This window comes from Corallococcus praedator (genome assembly GCF_003612125.1).
GTDB classification, from domain to species: Bacteria; Myxococcota; Myxococcia; order Myxococcales; family Myxococcaceae; genus Corallococcus; species Corallococcus praedator.
This window is the reverse complement of sequence record NZ_RAWI01000156.1, coordinates 1-19,524: the sequence shown is the minus strand read 5'-3', so window position 1 is coordinate 19,524 and position 19,524 is coordinate 1. Positions and strand designations below refer to the sequence as shown.

Annotated in this window: 15 protein-coding genes; 11 read left to right on the top strand and 4 right to left on the bottom strand. The window is 69.9% G+C overall.

Going from position 1 to position 19,524, the window contains the following annotated elements; translation table 11 throughout:
* The first annotated feature begins 61 nt into the window (after positions 1 to 61).
* Together D7Y13_RS20640 and thrS are read left to right on the top strand one after the other, a co-directional pair.
* Entirely contained in the window at positions 62 to 1,813 is a 1,752-nt protein-coding gene (locus D7Y13_RS20640) for an OPT/YSL family transporter (protein WP_244222361.1), read from the top strand.
* Positions 1,814 to 2,070: 257 nt separating this feature from the next.
* Entirely contained in the window at positions 2,071 to 3,273 is a 1,203-nt protein-coding gene (gene thrS, locus D7Y13_RS20635; protein WP_120584920.1) for a threonine--tRNA ligase, read from the top strand.
* A gap of 69 nt (positions 3,274 to 3,342) precedes the next feature.
* Here the strand turns inward: thrS and D7Y13_RS20630 are convergent, their stop codons facing one another.
* Complete coding sequence (locus D7Y13_RS20630; RefSeq protein ID WP_120535658.1) at positions 3,343 to 3,762, bottom strand: CBS domain-containing protein; 420 nt, start codon at positions 3,760 to 3,762, stop codon at positions 3,343 to 3,345.
* A 214-nt stretch (positions 3,763 to 3,976) separates the two neighbouring features.
* Here D7Y13_RS20630 and msrB point away from each other — a divergent pair, with 214 nt between their 5' ends.
* Both msrB and D7Y13_RS20620 read left to right on the top strand, forming a co-directional pair.
* Entirely contained in the window at positions 3,977 to 4,399 is a 423-nt protein-coding gene (msrB, locus tag D7Y13_RS20625; protein ID WP_120535659.1) for a peptide-methionine (R)-S-oxide reductase MsrB, read from the top strand.
* Between the two features lie 246 nt (positions 4,400 to 4,645).
* Positions 4,646 to 6,553 carry a glycoside hydrolase family 18 protein gene (locus tag D7Y13_RS20620; protein ID WP_120584921.1) on the top strand — a complete coding sequence of 636 codons (1,908 nt, stop codon included), beginning with the start codon at positions 4,646 to 4,648 and terminating at the stop codon, positions 6,551 to 6,553.
* Between the two features lie 24 nt (positions 6,554 to 6,577).
* Here the strand turns inward: D7Y13_RS20620 and purL are convergent, their stop codons facing one another.
* On the bottom strand, positions 6,578 to 10,474 hold the full coding sequence (gene purL, locus D7Y13_RS20615; protein WP_120584922.1) for a phosphoribosylformylglycinamidine synthase: 3,897 nt from the start codon (positions 10,472 to 10,474) through the stop codon (positions 6,578 to 6,580).
* Positions 10,475 to 10,725: 251 nt separating this feature from the next.
* Between purL and D7Y13_RS20610 the strand changes: the two genes are divergently transcribed.
* The 5 genes from D7Y13_RS20610 to D7Y13_RS20590 all read left to right on the top strand — a co-directional run bounded on the left by D7Y13_RS20610 (position 10,726) and on the right by D7Y13_RS20590 (position 16,559).
* The gene (locus D7Y13_RS20610; RefSeq protein WP_120584923.1) at positions 10,726 to 12,633 is read left to right on the top strand and encodes a M4 family metallopeptidase; all 1,908 of its coding nucleotides are present in this window, start codon (positions 10,726 to 10,728) and stop codon (positions 12,631 to 12,633) included.
* A 476-nt stretch (positions 12,634 to 13,109) separates the two neighbouring features.
* Complete coding sequence (locus tag D7Y13_RS20605) at positions 13,110 to 14,300, top strand: DUF2380 domain-containing protein (RefSeq protein WP_341870429.1); 1,191 nt, start codon at positions 13,110 to 13,112, stop codon at positions 14,298 to 14,300.
* A complete protein-coding gene (locus tag D7Y13_RS20600; RefSeq protein ID WP_120535663.1) occupies positions 14,297 to 14,767 on the top strand; it encodes an NUDIX hydrolase in 471 nt (156 codons plus the stop codon). The genes D7Y13_RS20605 and D7Y13_RS20600 overlap by 4 nt, the downstream gene beginning before the upstream one ends.
* 127 nt (positions 14,768 to 14,894) lie before the next feature.
* A complete protein-coding gene (locus D7Y13_RS20595) occupies positions 14,895 to 15,452 on the top strand; it encodes a DUF2378 family protein (RefSeq protein WP_120535664.1) in 558 nt (185 codons plus the stop codon).
* A 12-nt stretch (positions 15,453 to 15,464) separates the two neighbouring features.
* The gene (locus tag D7Y13_RS20590) at positions 15,465 to 16,559 is read left to right on the top strand and encodes a hypothetical protein (protein WP_120535665.1); all 1,095 of its coding nucleotides are present in this window, start codon (positions 15,465 to 15,467) and stop codon (positions 16,557 to 16,559) included.
* Between the two features lie 12 nt (positions 16,560 to 16,571).
* On the opposite strand, the gene D7Y13_RS20585 is transcribed toward D7Y13_RS20590, so the two are convergent.
* Together D7Y13_RS20585 and D7Y13_RS20580 are read right to left on the bottom strand one after the other, a co-directional pair.
* Positions 16,572 to 17,402, bottom strand: coding sequence for a hypothetical protein (locus D7Y13_RS20585; protein ID WP_147444421.1), 831 nt, complete (start codon positions 17,400 to 17,402; stop codon positions 16,572 to 16,574).
* A gap of 175 nt (positions 17,403 to 17,577) precedes the next feature.
* The gene (locus D7Y13_RS20580) at positions 17,578 to 18,015 is read right to left on the bottom strand and encodes a DUF2383 domain-containing protein (RefSeq protein WP_120535667.1); all 438 of its coding nucleotides are present in this window, start codon (positions 18,013 to 18,015) and stop codon (positions 17,578 to 17,580) included.
* A 160-nt stretch (positions 18,016 to 18,175) separates the two neighbouring features.
* On the opposite strand from D7Y13_RS20580, the gene xdhC reads away from it, so the two are divergent.
* Positions 18,176 to 18,994, top strand: a complete 819-nt coding sequence (gene xdhC, locus D7Y13_RS20575; RefSeq protein WP_120535668.1) for a xanthine dehydrogenase accessory protein XdhC — start codon at positions 18,176 to 18,178, stop codon at positions 18,992 to 18,994.
* The coding region (locus tag D7Y13_RS20570; protein WP_147452470.1) for a 2Fe-2S iron-sulfur cluster-binding protein at positions 18,991 to 19,524 on the top strand (534 nt) is incomplete at its 3' end. The genes xdhC and D7Y13_RS20570, both read left to right, overlap by 4 nt.

Below are 19,524 nucleotides of genomic sequence, written 5' to 3'. Positions count from 1 at the left end.
CTCCCCCACCCTGTCGCCCGCGTCCGAGGCGGTGACCCCACGCTTCCGCTTCCTGCCCGCGGTGAACTCGTGGAAGTACCACCTGCTGCTCGCCACGGTGGCCATCCTCATCCTGGGCCCGCTGGGCGGCGTGGCCGCGTCGTACATGAACTTCAGCCTGGGCTTCTTCGTCGCAAGCCAGGTGCTCTCCGGCATCCTCGGCAGCGTCGTCACCTACGGCTACGGCGCGGAGGGCAAGCACGGCGCCAACTACATGCAGACGATGGCCGCGTCGGTGGCCTCGCTGTGCGCCATGTCCGTGTTGATCCAAGCCATGGTGTGGCTGGGCATGCCCCAGCCGCCCGCGTGGCAGTTGATGCTCTTCGTCGGGTGCGTGGGCATGTTCGGCGTGGGCGTGGGCATGCTCTACACGCCGCTGCTCGTGGACCGGCTCCAACTGGACTACCCGTCGGGCTACGCGGTGGCGAACATCCTGCGAGCGCTCACCGACAAGCGCCTGCTCAAGGCGTCCATCGCGAAGCTGGGCGGCGGCACCGGCCTGGGCATCCTGGCCGCGTGGTTGACGGAGAAGGTCGCGGCCGTCGCGGCGCTGAGCGTGAGCAGCTCCACGGTGGGCGCCGGCATGGTGGTGGGCAGCCGCATCACCGTTCCCGCGATGTGCATGGGCCTGCTGGGCTACGCCATCACCCCGTTCCTGCAGGGCATCGGGTGGCTGGGGCCCAATGATCCGTACCGGAAGATCGGCTTCCTCATCTCGCTGGCGATGATCTGCGGCGCGGCGCTGGTGGACCTGTCGCTGCTCGCGGTGCAGGCGGTGGCGCGCATCCGTGGCCGCGCGCAGGAGCCGGTGGACGCCGAGCCCGCCTGGAAGAAGGTCAACGTGCCCCGGCTCATCGCCTGGGTGGTGGGCTGGGGCGTGGCGGTGGTCATCGTCGCCACGCAGGTGCTGCACCAGCCCGCGGGCTTCATCATCTTCGGGCTCGCGCTGTCGCTCTTGTTCGTGCTCATCAACGGCATCGCCTACGGCATCAGCGACAACAACCCCATCTCCAGCGCCTTCGTGATGTCGGTGCTGCTCATGTCGCTGCTGGGCCTGAAGGATCCGCTGGTGGGCCTGATGGCGTCCTCCATCCTGCTCATCTCCACGTCGGTGGGCTGCGACATGCAGCAGGACCGCTCCACCGGCTGGCGCCTGGGCACCAACCGCGTGGTGCAGTTCCGCTACCAGGTGCTGGGCATCTTCATGGGCGCGGTGCTGTGCGTGGGCCTGGCGCGCGTGTTCATGGGCGCCTACCCGGTGCTGTCCGTCAACCAGCTGGACCACCCCGACACGCAGGTGGGCCAGTGGGGAAGCGCGATGACGTACAAGTTCGTGGGCGCCATCCGCGACCTGGGCGCGCTGTCGGACCACAAGGTGAAGGCGCTGCTCATCGGCCTGGGCATCGGCTTCACCATGGAGGTCCTGCGCAAGATCATCCGCCGTCATCCCGCGTACCTGCGCTTCGTGCAGGGTTCGCGTCAGGGCTTCGCGGTCGGCTACGTGATGGACTCGGTAGTGCTGCCGAGCCCCTACGCGGCTGCGTTCGGTGGCTTCATCGCGCTGCCGGCCACCCTGTGGTTTGGCGTCGGCGGCGTGCTCACGTCGCTGTTCAACACCTTCTCCAAGCGCTTCAGCCGCGAGCCCGCGCCGGGAGAGGCAGTGCTTCCGGAGGACATGAGCACCATGTCCCTGGTGGGCGGTGGCCTCATCGCCGGCGAGTCGCTCTTCTACCTGTTCGTCGGCCTGTTCGGCCTGCTCGCGCTGTTGAACTGACGGCCCCTGTCGTCCCGGCGCACGGCTTGACTTTCCGTGCGTCCGGGAGCACTTCTTGTCCCGTGAGCCTCTTCATCACCACCACCGCGACCACGACCACTACCGCCTCGGCGGGACGGGTATCGGTGCGCGTGTCGGTGGTCTGACGAGCGCACGGTTTCCCGCCCCGCCGAGTACCGGCCGGGGCGACCGTGCAAGCACTCACGCCCCGTGTCCGGCTCCGGCTCTTCAACCGACCGACACACGGAGACACGACGATGCTCGACGAACATGACCACCGCGCGCTGGGCCAGCGCCTGGACCTCTTCCACCTGCAGGAAGAGGCCCCGGGCATGGTGTTCTGGCACCCGCGCGGACTGATGCTGTACCGCCTGTTGGAGGACCACGTCCGCGACCGCATGCGCGACGAGGGCTACCAGGAAGTCCGTACGCCGCAGCTGTGCTCCCAGCCTCTCTGGGAGCAGAGCGGCCACTGGGAGAACTTCCGCGAGAACATGTTCTGCATGCCCGAGGGTGACCGGCACCTGGCCCTCAAGCCGGTGAGCTGCCCGGGCCACATCCAGCTCGTGCAGCGCATGGCGCCCAGCCACCGCGACCTGCCCCTGCGGCTGGGGGAGTTCGGGTTGGTGCACCGCAGCGAGCCCAGCGGCGCACTGCATGGCCTGTTCCGCCTGCGCCAGTTCACGCAGGACGACGGCCACATCTTCTGCGCTCCGGAGCAGGTGGAGGCGGAGGTGGTGCGCTACGTGAAGTCGCTCAAGGCGTTCTACGCGGGCTTCGGCTTCGACGACGTGCAGGTGGCCTTCTCCGGGCGCCCGGCGATGCGCGCCGGCAGCGACGCGGTGTGGGATCAGGCGGAGGCGTGGCTCCAGTCGGCCGCGCGACAGGCGGGGCTCCAGTTCGCGGAGCAGCCGGGCCAGGGCGCCTTCTACGGGCCCAAGCTGGAGTTCGTGCTCCAGGACCGGCTGGGCCGCGCGTGGCAGTGCGGCACGATCCAACTGGACCTGGTGCTGCCGGAGCGCTTCGACCTGCACTACGTCGACGCGGCTGGGGCACGCGTGCGCCCGGTGATGCTTCACCGCGCGCTGTTCGGCAGCCTGGAGCGGTTCATCGGCATCCTGTTGGAGCACCACGGGGGCGCGCTGCCCGCGTGGCTGGCGCCCGAACAGGTGGTGGTGGCCTCCGTGGGCGCGGGGGCCGCCGCGTACGCGGAACGGTTGGCGGCGCGGTTGAGACAGGCGGGCTGCCGGGCCCGGGCGGACGTGCGCGACGAATCGCTGTCGCGCAAGGTGCTCGGCTCGCACGAGGACGGCGTGCCGTTCCTCGCGGTCGTCGGGGGCCGGGAGGTGGAGGCGAACAACGTCCGCCTGCGCCAGCGCGACGGTGCCCAGCGCGACCTGTCCTGGGATGACGCCGTGTCGTGGTTGTCCGCCGCGTGCCAGCCGGCCGTCGCGGGCTGAAGTCAGTGGCTTCGAGGGCCCGGTGTCCCCACTTCCATCGGGGATGCCGGGCCCGCTTGTGTCAGCGGCTCACGAGTAGATGCTCAGGTGCTCCAGCAGCTCCCCAGGGCGGATCAGCTTGCCGGGCACGGTGGCCACATCGTCCATGCTGAGGATGCCCACCGCGTGGCGGTCCTCGTCCACGACGACGAGCCGGCGCACGCTCTTCTCCTCCATCAGGCGCTCGCCCGCGTCCAGCGAGTCGTCCGCGGAGCAGGTGATGACGGTGGCGGTCATGGTCTCCCGCACGGAGGTGTGGTTGGGGTCCTTGCCCAGGGCGGTGGAGCGCACGGCGATGTCCCGGTCGGTCAGCATGCCCACGAGCTGGCCGTTCTCCGTGACGGGCAGCGCGCCGATGTAGTGGGTGCGCATGCGCTCGGCGGCGGTGCGCAGACACTCGTCGGCTTCGATGGTCTCCACGTCCTTGTGCATCAGTTCCGAAATCCGCATCGGCAACCTCCTTGGGGCGGGCGCATCCCCATGCGCAGGTACAACCCGCGCCACCCGTTCTTCGTGGCCCTGTCCTCGGGCCCGCATGCCCGTGCCGGGGGTCTCCGGGGTGACAGTCCCCCGCCTGCCTCCCTGGTATACGGTGCGACGGGAATCACGCTGGAGCATCCAAGGTCGTGCTCGGGCAGGTGCCCGGAACCGTGGAGGAGGACCCATGACGGACAAGCTCAATCTTTCCAACGAAGAGTGGCGCAAGCGCCTCACCCCCGAGGAGTTCGACGTGCTGCGCCGGCACGGTACGGAGTACCCGGGGACGGGCTGTTTCCTGGGCACGAAGACGCCCGGCACCTACGTGTGCGCCGGGTGCAACAACCCGCTGTTCCAGTCTGGGACGAAGTTCGAGTCCGGCACCGGATGGCCGTCCTTCACCCAGGCCCTGTCCAAGGACTCGCTCACGGAGATCAAGGACGTGTCCCACGGCATGGTGCGCACCGAGGTGCGCTGCGCCCGCTGCGACGGACACCTGGGCCACGTCTTCCCGGACGGCCCGCCGCCCACCGGCCTGCGCTACTGCATGAACTCAGTGGCCATGAAGCATGTGCCCGAAGGCAGCCCCATCGAGCTGGTCCGGGCGTAGGACTTTCTTGCCGGGTGCCGCGCCCGGAACGCATCCCGCGTTCCGGGCGCAGCCGTTTCATCCATCCAGGCTGCCCGGCCCCCGAGCGCAGCGGCTTCCTGTCGCGTTGCCTCGGACCTCTGCCTGGAAGCAGGACGCGCCCCTCACCTCGCCCGCCTTCATTCGTGCCGCGTGTGAGAGGCTCATTCCTCCAGAGGGCGCCGTCCTGGCATGGACTGGCTCCCCGCTGTGCGAGGGTGGAGCACCATGCGACGAAATCCAACGGCGTTGCGCGCGGCGCTGCTCACCACGCTGCTCATGGCCGGTGTCAGCCTGGGCGCCCCGCCACGGCCCAAGGTGCCCGGGGACGCGGGCACCCCACCCCGCCCGACGACGTGGATCTACCAGGATCAGTTGGTCGCCCCCTGGCAGGACCTGACCTGGGCGGGGACGCATTCACTCAGCGCCACCACACCCGTGGCCGTGGGCACCCGCGCCATCTCCGTGACACTGGGAGCATGGGAGGCGCTGTACTTCGGCCACGAAGGCCTGCGCGTGGAGCCCGGCGACACGCTGGTGCTGCGCGTACACGGGGGCAAGACGGGCGGGAACGCGGCGGTGCGCGTGCGCGTCGTCATCGGCACGGAGCAGCCCGTGGGCGTGCCGCTGGGCCCCACGTGTGACGGCGGCACCATCCCCGCCGGACGGTGGACCTCCTGCCGCGTGCCCCTGTCGAAGCTGGTTCCCGAGGGGCGGACGAACATCACCGGGCTCTGGCTCCAGGAAGACAGCGGCGGCACCCTGCCCCCGCTCTTCTTCGACCACCTCGGCGTGGAGCACTCGGGCGCGCCGTCACTCAAGGCGGGCGTGAGCGTCACGCTGAACACACCGGACGTCTTCCTCTCGCCGGGTGCCACGCACGCCTTCGTCGCCACGGTGGCGAACAGCCCGAACACGGAGGTGGCCTGGAGCGTGGATCCCGGCCGGGACGGTGGAGCCCTCAGTGCCACCGGCCTCTACACGGCGCCGAAGAAGCCGGGCGTCTACCGCGTGATGGCTCGCAGCAAGGCGGACCCGCAGCAGCAGGCCGTGGCCACCGTGGTCGTGAGCCCTCCGACACCTCCGGGCCAGGGCAAGTGGGTGTCCGGTTACTACACGGGCTGGAACGCGGACGACTACCCGCCGGAGAAGGTGGACTTCAGCGCGCTCACGCACATCCTCGTGGGCCGAGTCACCCCGAAGCCGGACGGCACGCTCAGCACCAAGTTCGACAACGACCGGGGTCCGGAGATCGCGCGCATCCTGTCCAAGCGCGCCCATGCGGCCGGTCGCAAGGCGATCATCATGGTGGGCGGCTCCGGCGAACACGACGGCTGGGTGGGCGCGGCCTCCGACGCGAACCGGGCGAAGTTCGTCCGTGAGCTGCTCAAGGCGATGGACGACTTCGGCTACGACGGGCTGGACCTGGACTGGGAGCCGGTGAAGCCCGAGGACCGTCCCCAACTGCTGGCCCTGGCGAAGGCCCTGCGTGAGGCGCGTCCGAAGATGCTCCTCACCTTCCCCCTGCATTGGATCAACACCAACTTCCCCAACGACGCCGACCCGTGGTTCGTGCAGTTGGCGGCCTACTTCGACCAGCTCAACCTCATGTCCTACGAGATGATCGGCGCGTGGGACGGCTGGAAGTCCTGGCACACGTCCGCGCTGCGCGGTGAGCAGGGGCTGCACCCCACGTCCATCGCGTCCAGCCTGGAGCTGTGGGTGAAGGCGGGCATCCCCAAGGCGAAGCTGGGCCTGGGCATCCCCTTCTACGGCCTCGCGTGGCGCCACATCACCGGCCCCTACCAGCCGTTCACGAACTGGTCCGACTACGTCGGCGGGGACAACTCGTTCACGTACAAGAAGATCCTCCGCTACTCGAAGCAGGGGAAGTACCAGTGGGATGAGAAGGCCCAGGCCAGCTACGTGACGTTCGCACCGGATCAACTGGTGGAGGACGGGACCGTGACGTGGATCTCCTACGACAGTCCGCAGGCCATCGCCGCCAAGGGCGCCTTCGTGAAACAGGAAGGCTATGGCGGCGCCATCATCTGGACCCTCAACCAGGGCTGCATCGACCCCGCAACCGGCGCCAACCCGCTGCTGGATGCGGTGAAGGGCGCCTTCCTCAAGTAGCGAAGAAGGCCCCACCGCCCCGCATCACCCCAGGGTGACGCGGGCGTTGCGGAACATGCGCATCCAGGGGCCGTCCTCGCCCCACGTCGTCGGGGCCCAGGAGTGCTGCACGGTGCGGTGCACGCGCTCCGGGTGGGGCATGGTGATGGTGAAGCGCCCGTCCTTCGTGGTGAGCCCCGCGATGCCGTGCGGCGAGCCGTTGGGGTTGGCCGGGTACTTCGCCGCCACCTGCCCCCGGTTGTCCACCCAGCGCGTCGTCACCAGCCCGGAGCCATCCACGCGCGCGGCCTCTTCGGCGTTGGGGAACTCCGCGCGCCCTTCGCCGTGCGACACGACGATGAGCATCCGACTGCCCTCCATGCCCTTGTAGAAGAGCGACGGAGACGGGGCCACCTGCACCGTGCCCAGGCGGGCCTCGAACTGCTCGGACGCGTTGCGCACGAAGCGCGGCCACGCGTCCGCGCCGGGGATGAGGTCTCGCAGCTGCGCGAACATCTGGCAGCCGTTGCACACGCCCAGGCCGAAGCTGTCCGGCCGCGCAAAGAACTGGGAGAAGGCGTCGCGCGTGCGCGGGTTGAAGAGGATGGACTTCGCCCAGCCGCCGCCCGCGCCCAGCACGTCGCCGTAGCTGAAGCCGCCGCACGCCAGCACGCCCTGGAAGTCCTTCAGCGACACGCGGCCCGCGAGCAGGTCGCTCATGTGCACGTCCACCGCCATGAAGCCCGCGCGGGTGAACGCCGCCGCCATCTCCTGCTGGCTGTTGACGCCCTGCTCGCGCAGGACGGCCACGCGAGGCCGGGCGCCCTTCGCGATGAACGGCGCCGCCACGTCCACCGTCGGGTCGAACGTGAGCACCGGCGACAGACCGGGATCGCTCGCGTCGCACTTCGCCGCGTACTCCTCCTCCGCGCAGGTGGGGTTGTCGCGCAGCTTCTGCATCTCGTAGCTGACGCGCGACCACGTGCGCTTGAGCGCCACGGTGTCTTCCGCGAGCAGCTCGGAGCCACCGCCGCGCACCCGCACCACCTGCGCTTCCGTCGGAGCACCCAGCGCGTGCACGTGGCCGCCCAGGCCGTGCTTCGCGAAGACGTCCACCACCCGCGCCACGTCTGCCGAGCGCACCTGCACCACCGCGCCCAGCTCCTCGTTGAAGAGGGCCGCCAGGGGGTTGTTGCCCAGCGGCGTCACGTCCACGTCCAGACCGCAGTGGCCCGCGAAGGCCATCTCCGCCAGCGTGGCGAAGAGGCCGCCGTCGGAGCGGTCGTGGTAGGCGAGCAGCACGCCCGCCGCCTGGAGCTCCTGCATGCCGGCGAAGAAGCCCTTGAGCCGGGCCGGGCTGTCCACGTCGGGGGACTCCGGGCCCACCTGCTGGTGGACCTGCGCCAGCACGGAGGCGCCCAGGCGCTGCCGGCCCGCCGCCACGTCCACCAGGAGCAGCCGCGTGTCCGCGCCCACGTCCACCAGTTGCGGCGTCAGCGCACGGCGCGCGTCCAGCACCGGGGCGAACGCGGTGATGACGAGCGACAAGGGCGACGTCACCGCCTTCTTCGCGCCGTCCTCCTGCCACTGCGTGCGCATGGACATGGAGTCCTTGCCCACGGGGATGGCGATGCCCAGCGCGGGGCACAGCTCCATGCCCACCGCGTGCACCGCCGCGTAGAGGTTCGCGTCCTCGCCGGGGCTGCCCGCCGCCGCCATCCAGTTCGCGGACAGCTTCACGTCCGACAGCTTGTCGATGCGCGCCGCCGCCAGGTTCGTCAGCGCCTCACCCACCGCCATGCGCGCGGAGGCCGCCGCGTCGATGAGGGCCAGCGGCGTGCGCTCGCCCAGCGCCATGGCCTCGCCCGTGGTGGACAGGATGGAGGACAGCGTCACCGCGCAGTCCGCCACCGGCACCTGCCAGGGGCCCACCATCTGGTCGCGCGCGGTGAGGCCGGACACGGTGCGGTCGCCAATGGTGATGAGGAACGACTTGTCCGCCACCGTCGGGTGCGACAGCACCGCGTGCGCCAGCGCCTTGTAGTCCTTGGGAACGCTCAACGGCGCGTGCGTCAGGGGCCGCGACACGCCCTCGCGGTGCATCCGCGGCGCCTTGCCGAAGAGCACGTCCATGGGCAGCGCGATGGGCGTGTCCCCCAACTGTCGGTCGGAGAGCGTGAGGACCTCTTCCTGCGTGGCCTCGCCCAGCACGGCGAAGGGGGCGCGCTCGCGCTCGCACAGGGCGGCGAAGCGCGGCAGGTCCTCCGGCGCCACACCCAGCACGTAGCGCTCCTGCGCCTCGTTGCACCAGATCTCCACCGGGGACATGCCCGGCTCGTCGTTGGGCACCTCGCGCAGCTCCAGCCGGCCGCCCAGGCCGTTGTCGTGCGCCAGCTCCGGCAGCGCGTTGGACAGGCCGCCCGCGCCCACGTCGTGGATGGAGCGCACGGGGTTCGCATTGCCCAGCATCCAGCACTGGTCGATGACCTCCTGACACCTGCGCTCCATCTCCGCGTTGTCACGCTGCACGGAGGCGAAGTCCAGGTCCGCCGCGCTCGCGCCCTGCGCCATGGAGGACGCCGCGCCGCCGCCCAGGCCAATCAGCATCGCCGGGCCGCCCAGCACGATGAGCTTGTCGCCCGCGCGCAGCAGCTCCTTCTTCACGTGGCCCGCGCGGATGTTGCCCATCCCGCCCGCCAGCATGATGGGCTTGTGGTAGCCGCGCACCTCCACGCCGGTGGCGGTGGGAATCTGCTGCTCGAAGCTGCGGAAGTAGCCGCACAGGTTGGGCCGGCCGAACTCGTTGTTGAACGCCGCGCCGCCCAGCGGGCCGTCCAGCATGATGTCCAGCGCGGACACGATGCGGTCCGGCTTGCCGTACGGCACCTCCCACGGCTGCGTGTAGCCCGGGATGCGCAGGTGGCTGACGGAGAAGCCCGTGAGGCCCGCCTTGGGCTTCGCGCCGCGTCCGGTGGCGCCCTCGTCGCGAATCTCTCCGCCCGCTCCCGTGGCCGCGCCCGGGTACGGGGAGATGGCGGTGGGATGGTTGTGCGTCTCCACCTTCATCATGATGTGGGCCGGCTCGCGCACGGCGCCCCACTCGCGCGCCTCTCCCTGCGGGAAGAAGCGCTCCACCTCGAAGCCCTCGATGACGGCGGAGTTGTCCTTGTACGCGGACAGCACGCCGCCGGGGCTGGCGGCGAAGGTGTTCTTGATGGCCTGGAAGAGCGAGCGCTCGCGCGGCTTGCCATCCAGCGTCCACGACGCGTTGAAGATTTTATGGCGGCAGTGCTCGCTGTTGGCCTGCGCGAACATCATCAGCTCGACGTCGGTGGGGTTGCGCTTCAGCTCCGTGAAGCGCTCCACCAGGTAGTCGATTTCATCCTCCGCCAGCGCCAGGCCCAGCTCGCCGTTGGCCAGCACCAGCGCGGCCCGTCCTCCGCCCAGCACGTCCACGCGCGTGAGCGGCCGGGGCGCGTGCGTCTGGAAGAGCACCGCCGCGTCTTCCAACCGGGGCAGCACCGCCTGCGTCATCCGATCGTGGAGCACCGCCTCCACGCCCGCGGCCTCCTGCACGTCCAGCTCGCGGCCTCCCGGGCCAGTGAGGAAGAACGCGATGCCGCGCTCCATGCGGCGCACCTGCGCCAGGCCACAGTGGTGCGCGATGTCCGTCGCCTTCGTGGACCAGGGCGACACCGTGCCCGGACGCGGCACCACCAGCAGCAGCGTGCCGGTGCGCTCGCGCTTCGCCGCCCGGGGGCCGTACTCCAACAGACGCCCCAGCCGCTCGGCGTCCGCGTCCGTCAGCGGCGCGGACGTGTCCGCGAAGTGCACGTACTCCGAATAGACGGTGGCCACCGTGGGCACCCGCTCGCGACAACGGACGAGCAGCTTGGCGAGCCGGAATTCGGAGAGGGCCGGAGCCCCGCGCAGCGTGAGCATGAAGGACCTTGCGAACGGGTGACGGGAGGTAACAGCGGGGCCGTCCTTATCATCGCGCCCCGCGTCACAACGCCCGGAGTTCGCGTCTGGATGGCTGCCCCCCGTCCAGGTGGGTGCACCGCCGCCGACGTGGGCTCGGGTGATCCGTCCACGGACTCCATGTCTTCCAAGAACCCTACTGACAGTCAGCGCTCCATGGTTTCCTTGGAAGGTCTCAAAGCAATGCCTCGTCACCAAGTGGGGGTAGGTCCATGACGCGCAACACCCGCTGGCTCCTGGCCGGCCTGACGTTCACGTTGTCCGCCTGTGGTGCGGGAGGGCCGGACGCGGAGGCGCCCGCGCTTCCGCCTTCCGAGGTCACCGACGGCGCCGGCCTCCGGGACGTGAAGGCGGCGCTGGCCGCGCTGCCCGGCGCGCAGGTGCTGGACATGCACACGGATGGCATCCCCTCGCTCCTCAAGGGCGCGCTGGGGGCCACGGGCCGTCCCATCCCCGGGGCCTCGGCCTGGCAGGCGCATGCGCTGCTGGAGCCCACGCTGGCCCGGGTGCTGCCCGCCTTCCGCTTGAAGGCGAAGGACGTGACGCCCGTGAGCATCCGCCGCGACGAGCTGGGCCACACCCACGTGCGCTACGCGCAGGTGAAGTCGGGACTGCCGGTGGTGGGCGAGGAGCTGCTCGTGCACCTGGACGAGGCGGGCCGGGTGTACCTGGTGAACAGCACCGCGCGCGATGGTGAAGGGACGCCGGAGGCGGCGCGCATCTCCCCGGAGCGGGCGCGGGAGGCGGCCCTGGCGGCGACGTCCGGAGGCCAGAGCGCCGAAGCGCCCCGGGAGGTGTTCGTGCGCCCGACGCCGGACGCGGCCCTGGTGCGCGCCTTCGAGGTGGTGGTGACTGGCGAGGCCCCGGACGGACTGCCCGTGCGCGACCACGTCTTCATCGGCGCGGCGGACGGCGCGGAGGTGCTGCGGACGTCGGAGATCCACACCGCGCTCAACCGCCGGGTGTGCTCGGTGGGGGGCCCGACGAATGGCTGGTGCCGGCAGGAGGGGCAGCTTCCGACCGGGGACGCCGTCCTCGACACGACGTACGACAACCTGGGCTTCTTCTACGACTGCTTCCAGCAGAACTTCGCCCAGGATTCCTACAACGGCGCGGGCGCCCAGTTGAAGGCGAACGTGCACGCCAGCGCGCAGTACCCGAACGCCTATTGGAACGGCACCACGATGGTGTGCAGTGACGGCGACGGCGTCACGTCGGGGTCGCCCTGCACGGATCCGGACGTCGTCGTGCACGAGTTCACCCACGCGGTGACGAGCGCCTCCTCCAACCTCATCTATTCGGGTGAGTCCGGCGCGCTCAGCGAGTCGCTGTCGGACATCTTCGCCGCGACGTGTGGAAGCTGGGCGTCTGGCACCTGGAGCACGGCGACGAACATCTGGCACATCGGGGAGCTGGTCGTGACGCCGAACACGCCCGGGGACGCCCTGCGCTACATGAACGACCCGGCGCTGGATGGCGCGTCGCTGGACTACTACCCGCAGCTCACCTCCGGCACGTCCGTGCACTACGGCTCGGGCATTCCGAACCTCGCGTTCAAGCTCCTGTCCACGGGCGGCGTGCACCCCCGGGGCAAGTCGACGGTGAACGTGCCGGCCATTGGCGTGGAGGCCGCGGCGCACATCTTCTATTACGCCAACGCCAACCTCTTCCTCTCCAGCACCAACCTGGCGCAGGCCAAGACGATGACGAAGCAGGCCGCGCAGATCCTCGGCTATAACACCGTCGTCCAGAACGCGGTGGAAGCGGCGTGGACCGCGGTGGGCGTGGGCATCGATCCGCCTCCGCCGCCGTGCACGGTGCTGCCGAACAACACCACGGTCTCCAGCCTCTCCGGCGCGGTGGGCTCGAAGCAGTACTACTGCTTCGATGTGCCCGCGAACACCGCCTCCTCCGTGAGCATCTCCGGGGGCACCGGGGACGTGGACCTCTACACCCGCTTCGGGAACGCGCCCACGGCGACCACCTACGGTTGCCGGCCCTACCTGAACGGCAACAACGAGACGTGCAACCTGGGCGCGCAGACGACCGCCGGCCGGCAGTGGATCCTGCTGAGCGCCTTCTCGGCCTACAGCGCCGTGTCCCTGTCCGTGCACTACTGACGCATCCGTAGCGCCCGCCTCCACCGCGCCCACGGGCGGTGGAGGCGGGGGCAACGGGAACGGGTGTGCTCCGGATCACCCACTGTTCAAGACCGCTGACGCTGCCGGGGGCTTTCGCCTCGGTGGCCTGGGGATGGACCCTGCGCGCTGACGCCCTGCTGCTGGCCGTGGTGCTGCTGGCCACCGGATGTGCCTCTGTGTCGCAGGCACCTGGGCGTGGCCGGAGCTTGAGCTACGCACCGGGTGTGGATGCTGGGCCCGCACGGGGAGAGGCTCCGAGCGATGGCCGCCCGCGCGCCCGGGGCTCTCCTCCGTCCTCCATCTCCGGGCCCCAGGTGTCCCAACGGCTGTTGCGTCGCCAGGGGGGACGTGAGGACGCGACGAGCGCGGGGCCCGGCAGCGTGGCGGATGGAGAGCGGAGCCCCGCACTGACACGTCAAGCAGTCCTCGAAGCCATGGACGAGGTGAAGGGTTCCATGGCCCGCGTCGAAGCCTCGTTCTCCAAGCTCGCGGCCCGTCCTCCAGCCCTCGGGGGATGGGGCCTCAATGGCGTCTTCACGCGCTATCTCGACCAGGGCTCCCACCAGGTGACGTGGCTTCGGGGTGCGCTCGGGAGCGCCACCGCGCTGACGGATGCGGCCTCGGACGTCGGCGACTCGGACATGGAACTGGGCCTGCTGCGAATGACGGGGCCCCGGCTCCAGGCGGCCCTGTTCGGAACCCTGTTGCTGGCCACCTGGGTTGACTTCCTCCACCTCGCGGACGCCGTGCTCCGACACTGCCCGATGTGCAGCGTCGAGAAGCTGTTCACCGACCTCCATCGAGTGCAGGGACTCATGCAGCCCACGCTGACGGACCTTGCATCATTGGACCCGGAGCGGGTCGAGGCGGCGGCGACCGCGATGCCGGAGCTGATGGGGAAGCTGACCCATGAGTTCGACGCGCTCCATCGAGACACGCGCTCCACGATGAAGCTCGGTGGGCAGGTCATCGCGGCGATGCAGGCGGTGGAGATGCTCACCTTGATTTCCACGCTGAAGATGTCGCTGCCGCGGCGGCCTCCCTCGACACCCGCCACGCTCGGCGTGGGCCTCGTGATGGGTTCGGGTGGAGTCATGGTGGGCTCACGGATCGTTGTCTCCGCGGAGTGGGTGGAGATGATGCGAAGGCTCGTGCAGGCGGGCGTCATCTCCGTCCCCGCCGTCAGCGCGGCCGTCCGCATCCATGGCGGACAGGTCCTGATGGCCCAAGCGAGTCAGGACTTGCCCAAGGGCGTGCGCGACGCGCTGGGGGACAGCCCCGAAGTGCGCGGCATGCAGGTGACGGACAGAGTTGGGGCGGGAATGTCCAATGCGCCCAAGCACCACGTCCTGCCGCGAGAGCACCGCGAGTGGTTCGAGAAGCGCGGCTTCACGAGCGACATGGACATCGACCAGTTCTGCGTGAGGCTGGAGCAGGCGCACCATGAGGCGATTCATGGCGGCGGCAACTGGCGCCTGGGGCGCACCTGGCCCGGTGAGTGGAACCGGCTGATCATGGAGGTACTGCGCGATGCCGAGGCCGAAGCTGGCCGGACGTTGACGCGGAATACGATCCTGAGGATCGTCGCAGAGAACATGAAGCGCTACGACATCCCGATGAAGTTCACCAAAGGGAGAAGCCGATGACCGACGGACGTTCGTGGCAGGGGAACTGGAAGGCCCGCCTGGATGAGCGCTTCCGTGAGCGCGGCTACGACTCGCTGACCGCCTTTGCCGAGGCACGCCCTACCGCCTCGTTGGTGGCGCTGGCCGAGGAGCTTGGACAAGACGATATCGCCGGGGTGCAGGTATTCAGTGGGCTGGTGGCCGAGGCGGAGCGCAGCCAACAGCTCACGCGATTGGTGCGCGGTCAGTTCGTACGCGAACTGTATGCATGCCTTCCCAATGGCTGGCCGGCCGTTCTGGATGACGACGCCAGGATGGAGGTTGCCCTGGTGCTCAGCCAGTGGTCCGCGTACACGCCAGAAACCCATAAGGAGCGGGTCAGGTTGGCCAGGGCAGCACTCCGCACGACTCCGCCCCCGCCCGGTTGGCGCCCGCTCGGACCTGACGACGAATTGCTCCGGACGCTCCTTCCCGACGAGGAAGCCTGAGTGGCCATGAGGGCCCTGCTTGCCGATTGGTGAACGCTGACGAAGTAGCAACGGAACTGGCCTGCGCCCGTCCCCTGGGCGAAGAATGCCGTCCAGGACCCCATGGGTCCCTGGAAGGCACGAGGCCATGCGGGACGAGCGCGTCATCTTCGGCAACACCGTGGACAGCCTGTACCGCAAGACCCTGCTGCCCCACCTGCCCCCCGCGTTGATGGCCCGGCTGCGCGCGCGCGGTCTGGATCCACAGGCCCCGCTGCTCGCCGCGTATCCGCTGGCCACGTGGGTGGAGTGCCTGGACGATGTGGGCCGCACGCTGCATCCGGCCGAGCCCCTGGACGTCGCGCGGCGCCTGCTGGGCAGGCGGATGATCGAGGGCTATGCCCAGACGCTGATGGGCGGCGCGGTGCTCACGCTCGCGAAGGTGGTGGGGCCCATGCGCTCGCTGGAGCGCATGCAGCACAACTTCCGCAGCGGCAACAACTTCACGGAGACCCGGCTCACCGTGCTGGGCGCCACCCAGGTGGACCTCTGGCTCAACGAGCCGGACCTCATGGAAGGCTTCGCGGAAGGGGTGCTGGAAGAAGGACTGTTGCGCATCGGCGTGCAGGGCCTCACCCTGCACCGCACCCGCCACTCCCCCGACGCCGTCACCTACCATCTGGAATGGGCCGCCCGGGCCTCCTGACACCGCGATTCCATGTCCTCCATCCTTTCGACCCTGCCCGCCCTGTACCGGGAGCTGCTCCCGTCCTTCTTCCAGAAGGAGGCGCCCACGGAGACGAAGGCCACGTGCTCGAAGTGCGCCATGAGCCGCGGCTCCGCGCAGGCCGCCGTGGAGTCCGTGGACGGCGTCGAACACCTGTTCCGGCCGGACACCAAGTGCTGCACGTACTACCCGCGCCTGCCCAACTACCTGATTGGCGCCCTGCTGTCGGATGACTCGAAGGAGATGGCGGAGGGGCGCCGGCGCATCGAGCAGAAGATCGACAGCCGCATCGGCGTGAGCCCCCAGTGGGTGAAGGCGCCCGCGAAGTTCAACCACCTGTACAAGAACGCGCACCAGTTCTTCGGCCGGTCCGCGAACATGCGCTGCCCGTACTACGCGCTGGACTCCGGCGGCTGCACCATCTGGGCGTACCGCGAGTCGGTGTGCTCCACGTTCTTCTGCAAGTACGTGGCGGGCGCGGACGGCCGGCGCTTCTGGATGTCGCTGAAGACGTACCTGACGCTGGCGGAGTTCCAGCTCTCCCGCCACGCCCTGCTCCAGTTGATGCCGGAGTTCCTGATGGACGGGCGCGACAAGGCGGAGGTGGCCACCGTCCCGCTCACCGTGGAGGACCTGGACGACGCCCCTCCCCTGCCCAAGGTGTACGCGGCCCTCTGGAAGGGGTACGTGGGCATGGAGCATGACTTCTACCGGGCCTGCTACGACGTGGTGCGCGCCGTGCCCGCGGACGGCCTGGAGCGGATGCTGGGCCTGGATGGCACCATCGAATTGAAGGTGCTGGAGAAGCTGCACACGCAGGCCACCGCCCCCACCCTGCCGCGCGTGCTGCGCTTCAACCCGGATGCGACGGTGAAGTGGCTGTCCGACGGCAGCGTCGCGCTGGGCTCCTACAGCGAGTTCGACGCGGTGGCGCTCCCGGGCGAGGCCTACTCGCTGCTGGTGGAGTTCACCGGCCAGAAGCCCGTGGAGGCCGTGCGCCAGCACCTGCGCGACCACCGGCAGGCGGACCTGGATCCGGACATCCTGCTGGAGCTGCACCGCCACCGCATCCTCGTGGAGCCGTAGGGCACTGGGGCCTCAGGGCTGTCCCGCGAGGGCGCCCACGTCGCGCAGCCAGCGCGCCGTTGCCTGGGTCCGCTCCCAGGCGGGCCCGGAGTCGACCAGGTGATCCGCGAGCCAGGAGCTGAAGGCGGGGTCCCCCGCGCGCAGCCACGCGGCGGACTCCGCCAGCTCCCCGGCGGCGGCCTCCCACGCACGGCGCACCGCGCTGGCGACGGCCATCAGCTCCCCGATGCAGCGCGTGAAGGACTCCACGCCGGTGCTCAGGTCGGTGGCGTCGGTGCCCACGGTCAGGCCCAGCGCCCGCAGGCGGCCCAGGTCCTTGAGCAACCCCTGCTCCAGCGCGGCGGCGGTGCCCAGCCGGGCCTGCGCGGCCCGCTGGAGCAGCTCCACGTCCTCGGTGAGCTGGCGCCAGGCCTCGTCGTCGCCCTGGGGAAAGCTGCCCCGGCGGCGCAGGCGCACGACCACGGCCTGCCAGAGGTTGCCGAAGACGAGCACCTCCTCCACGCCGCGGCGCACGTGCGGCGGGATGTGGTCCAGGAAGTCCACCACGCACGCGCGGGCCTCGCGCAGGAAGGCGTCGCCACGCGGGGTGGCATCCACCACGCCCCGGGCCAACTGGAGCACCAGCCACGCCCACTGGAGCGCGCGCTCGGACGTGGTGAAGAGCACTTCGATGCCGGTGCTCAGGGCGCCCGCGGCGTGGCTGGTGTCCGCGAGCGTCGGAGACGGAATGGAAGGGAGGCCGGATTCGGAGCGCACATCGGGCCTGCGCGGGGACGTCGTCCCCTCGTCGTCCCTGTCGGTGCCGGACCCGTGCGGTCCTGGCCCCGTGTGCTCACGCCCCATGCGCTTCTCCAGACCCCTGCCGTCTTCCATGCCGGTGGCAGGGGCCTTCCGAGTATCGCACGCCGCCTTGCGTCCTCCAGGACTGGATGGAGGGACGTGCGCTGCACCACAAGGCGCCCACCCTCGAAGCAGGGATGGGCGCCTCGCGATGTCCGGCACCACGCAACCGCCACGTTCAGTGGAAGTTCGGGTTCTTCTTCAGATGGCTGAGCTTGCCATGGGTCTGCTTCTGGGCCGGCAGCAGGGTGCTGCGCGCGAAGGTGCGCTCCGCGCCATGCAGCTTGTCGATGTCGCGGTTGTAGTCCGCCAGGCCGTGGTCCTCGCCCTGCTCCAGTGCGTCGATGGCGATCTTCTCGCCCAGCAGATCCGCGCCGCCCTGGACGGCCTTCGCGAACGTGCCCCACAGGCCTGAACTCTCGGCGGGCTGCCCCCCCAGCTTCGCGATGCGCTCCTTGATGGCGGCGACCCGTTCCTCATGGTCCTTCAGACAGGCCTCCACCTCGGTGAGGGCCACGGGGCTCTTGATGTGCTTGCTCGCCTGCCGGTAGGTCTCCACGGCGGACAGCTCACCGCGCAGGAAGGAGTTCAGCGTGTCGATGTCGGTATTGGCCATGACGTCTTCTCCTTGGAATCGGTGAAGTGGAATCGGTGAAGTGAAATCGTCTGGCGCAAAGGTGGTGTGCCTCCCACACCCGGCAAGGAGCGCCTCCTTTCTCCTCTGCCCAGCGGACAACCGGGCGTCCCGGGAGGCGCCATGGCAAGCTGCGGCCGGCATGTGGAACTGGGTTCACCAGCTCACGGAGTGGGCACGCACCAACACCCCGTTCGCCGTCGTCACGGTGACGGAGTGCAAGGGCAGCACGCCCGCGTCCCCGGGCGCGAAGCTGCTCGTGCGCGCGGATGGCACCTTCCATGGCACCATCGGCGGCGGACACCTGGAGCAGCTCGTGCTCCAGGATGCGCGCGGGTGTCTGGACAAGGGTGAGGCGCGCACGTTCCGGTATCCGCTGGGTGCGAAGCTGGGCCAGTGTTGTGGAGGGGTCGTGGACGTCTTCGTCGAACCCGTCAACCACGGGCCGCAGCTCTACCTCTTCGGCGCCGGCCACGTGGGCCAGGCCCTGTGCCGCATCCTCGAAGGCACCCCCTTCCGCGTCCACCTGGTGGACGAGCGCGCCGAGTGGGTCCAGTCCCCGCAGGTGCCGGCCTCCGTGGTCCGTCACGAGGAGCCCTGGGACGAGTTCGCGGCCAGTGCGGCCTGGGATGACCGGCGCACCTACGTGGCGGTGATGACGCACCGCCACGACGTGGATCAGGACATCATCGCCTTCGCCATCCAGAAGCCCGCCCGCTACATCGGGCTCATCGGCAGCGACACGAAGTGGGCCCGCTTCCGGCAGCGGCTGGACGCGAAGGGCCTGCCCGCCCGGCAGGTGGGCCGGGTCCAGTGCCCCATGGGGCTTCCCATTGGGGGAAAGTCGCCGCAGGAGGTGGCGGTCAGCATCGCGGCGGGGCTGCTCCAGCTCCACCACGGACTGGCTCCGGAGGTGGGGACTCAGCCATCGCCCGCGCCCCTGCTATCCTCCGAGGGATGAGCACCCCCTTCGAGTTCCGGCTCAACGGCCAGACCGTCCGGGTCGACGCCGAGTCGCCCAACACCACGCTGCTGGACTTCCTCCGCTCGCGCGGGCTGACGGGCACCAAGCAGGGCTGCGCCGAGGGAGACTGCGGCGCCTGCACCGTGGCGATGGTGGACCGGGACACCCGGGGCCAGAAGAACCTGCGCGCCTTCAACAGCTGCATCGCGCTGCTGCCCATGGTGGCCGGCCGCGAGCTCGTCACCGTGGAGGGCGTGGGCCAGCGCGACGCGCCCCACCCCGTGCAGCAGGCGATGGTGAAGCACTACGGGTCGCAGTGCGGCTTCTGCACCCCGGGCTTCGTCGTCTCCATGGTGGAGGCCTACTGTCGCAAGGACGCGGGCTCGCCGGAGGCCGTGGCGGATCAGCTCTGCGGCAACATCTGCCGCTGTACGGGCTACCGCCCCATCCGCGACGCGATGATGGACGCGCTCGCCACCCGCGATGCGAAGGGAGCCCCGCCCACGCTCCCCGGCGTCTCGCTGGAA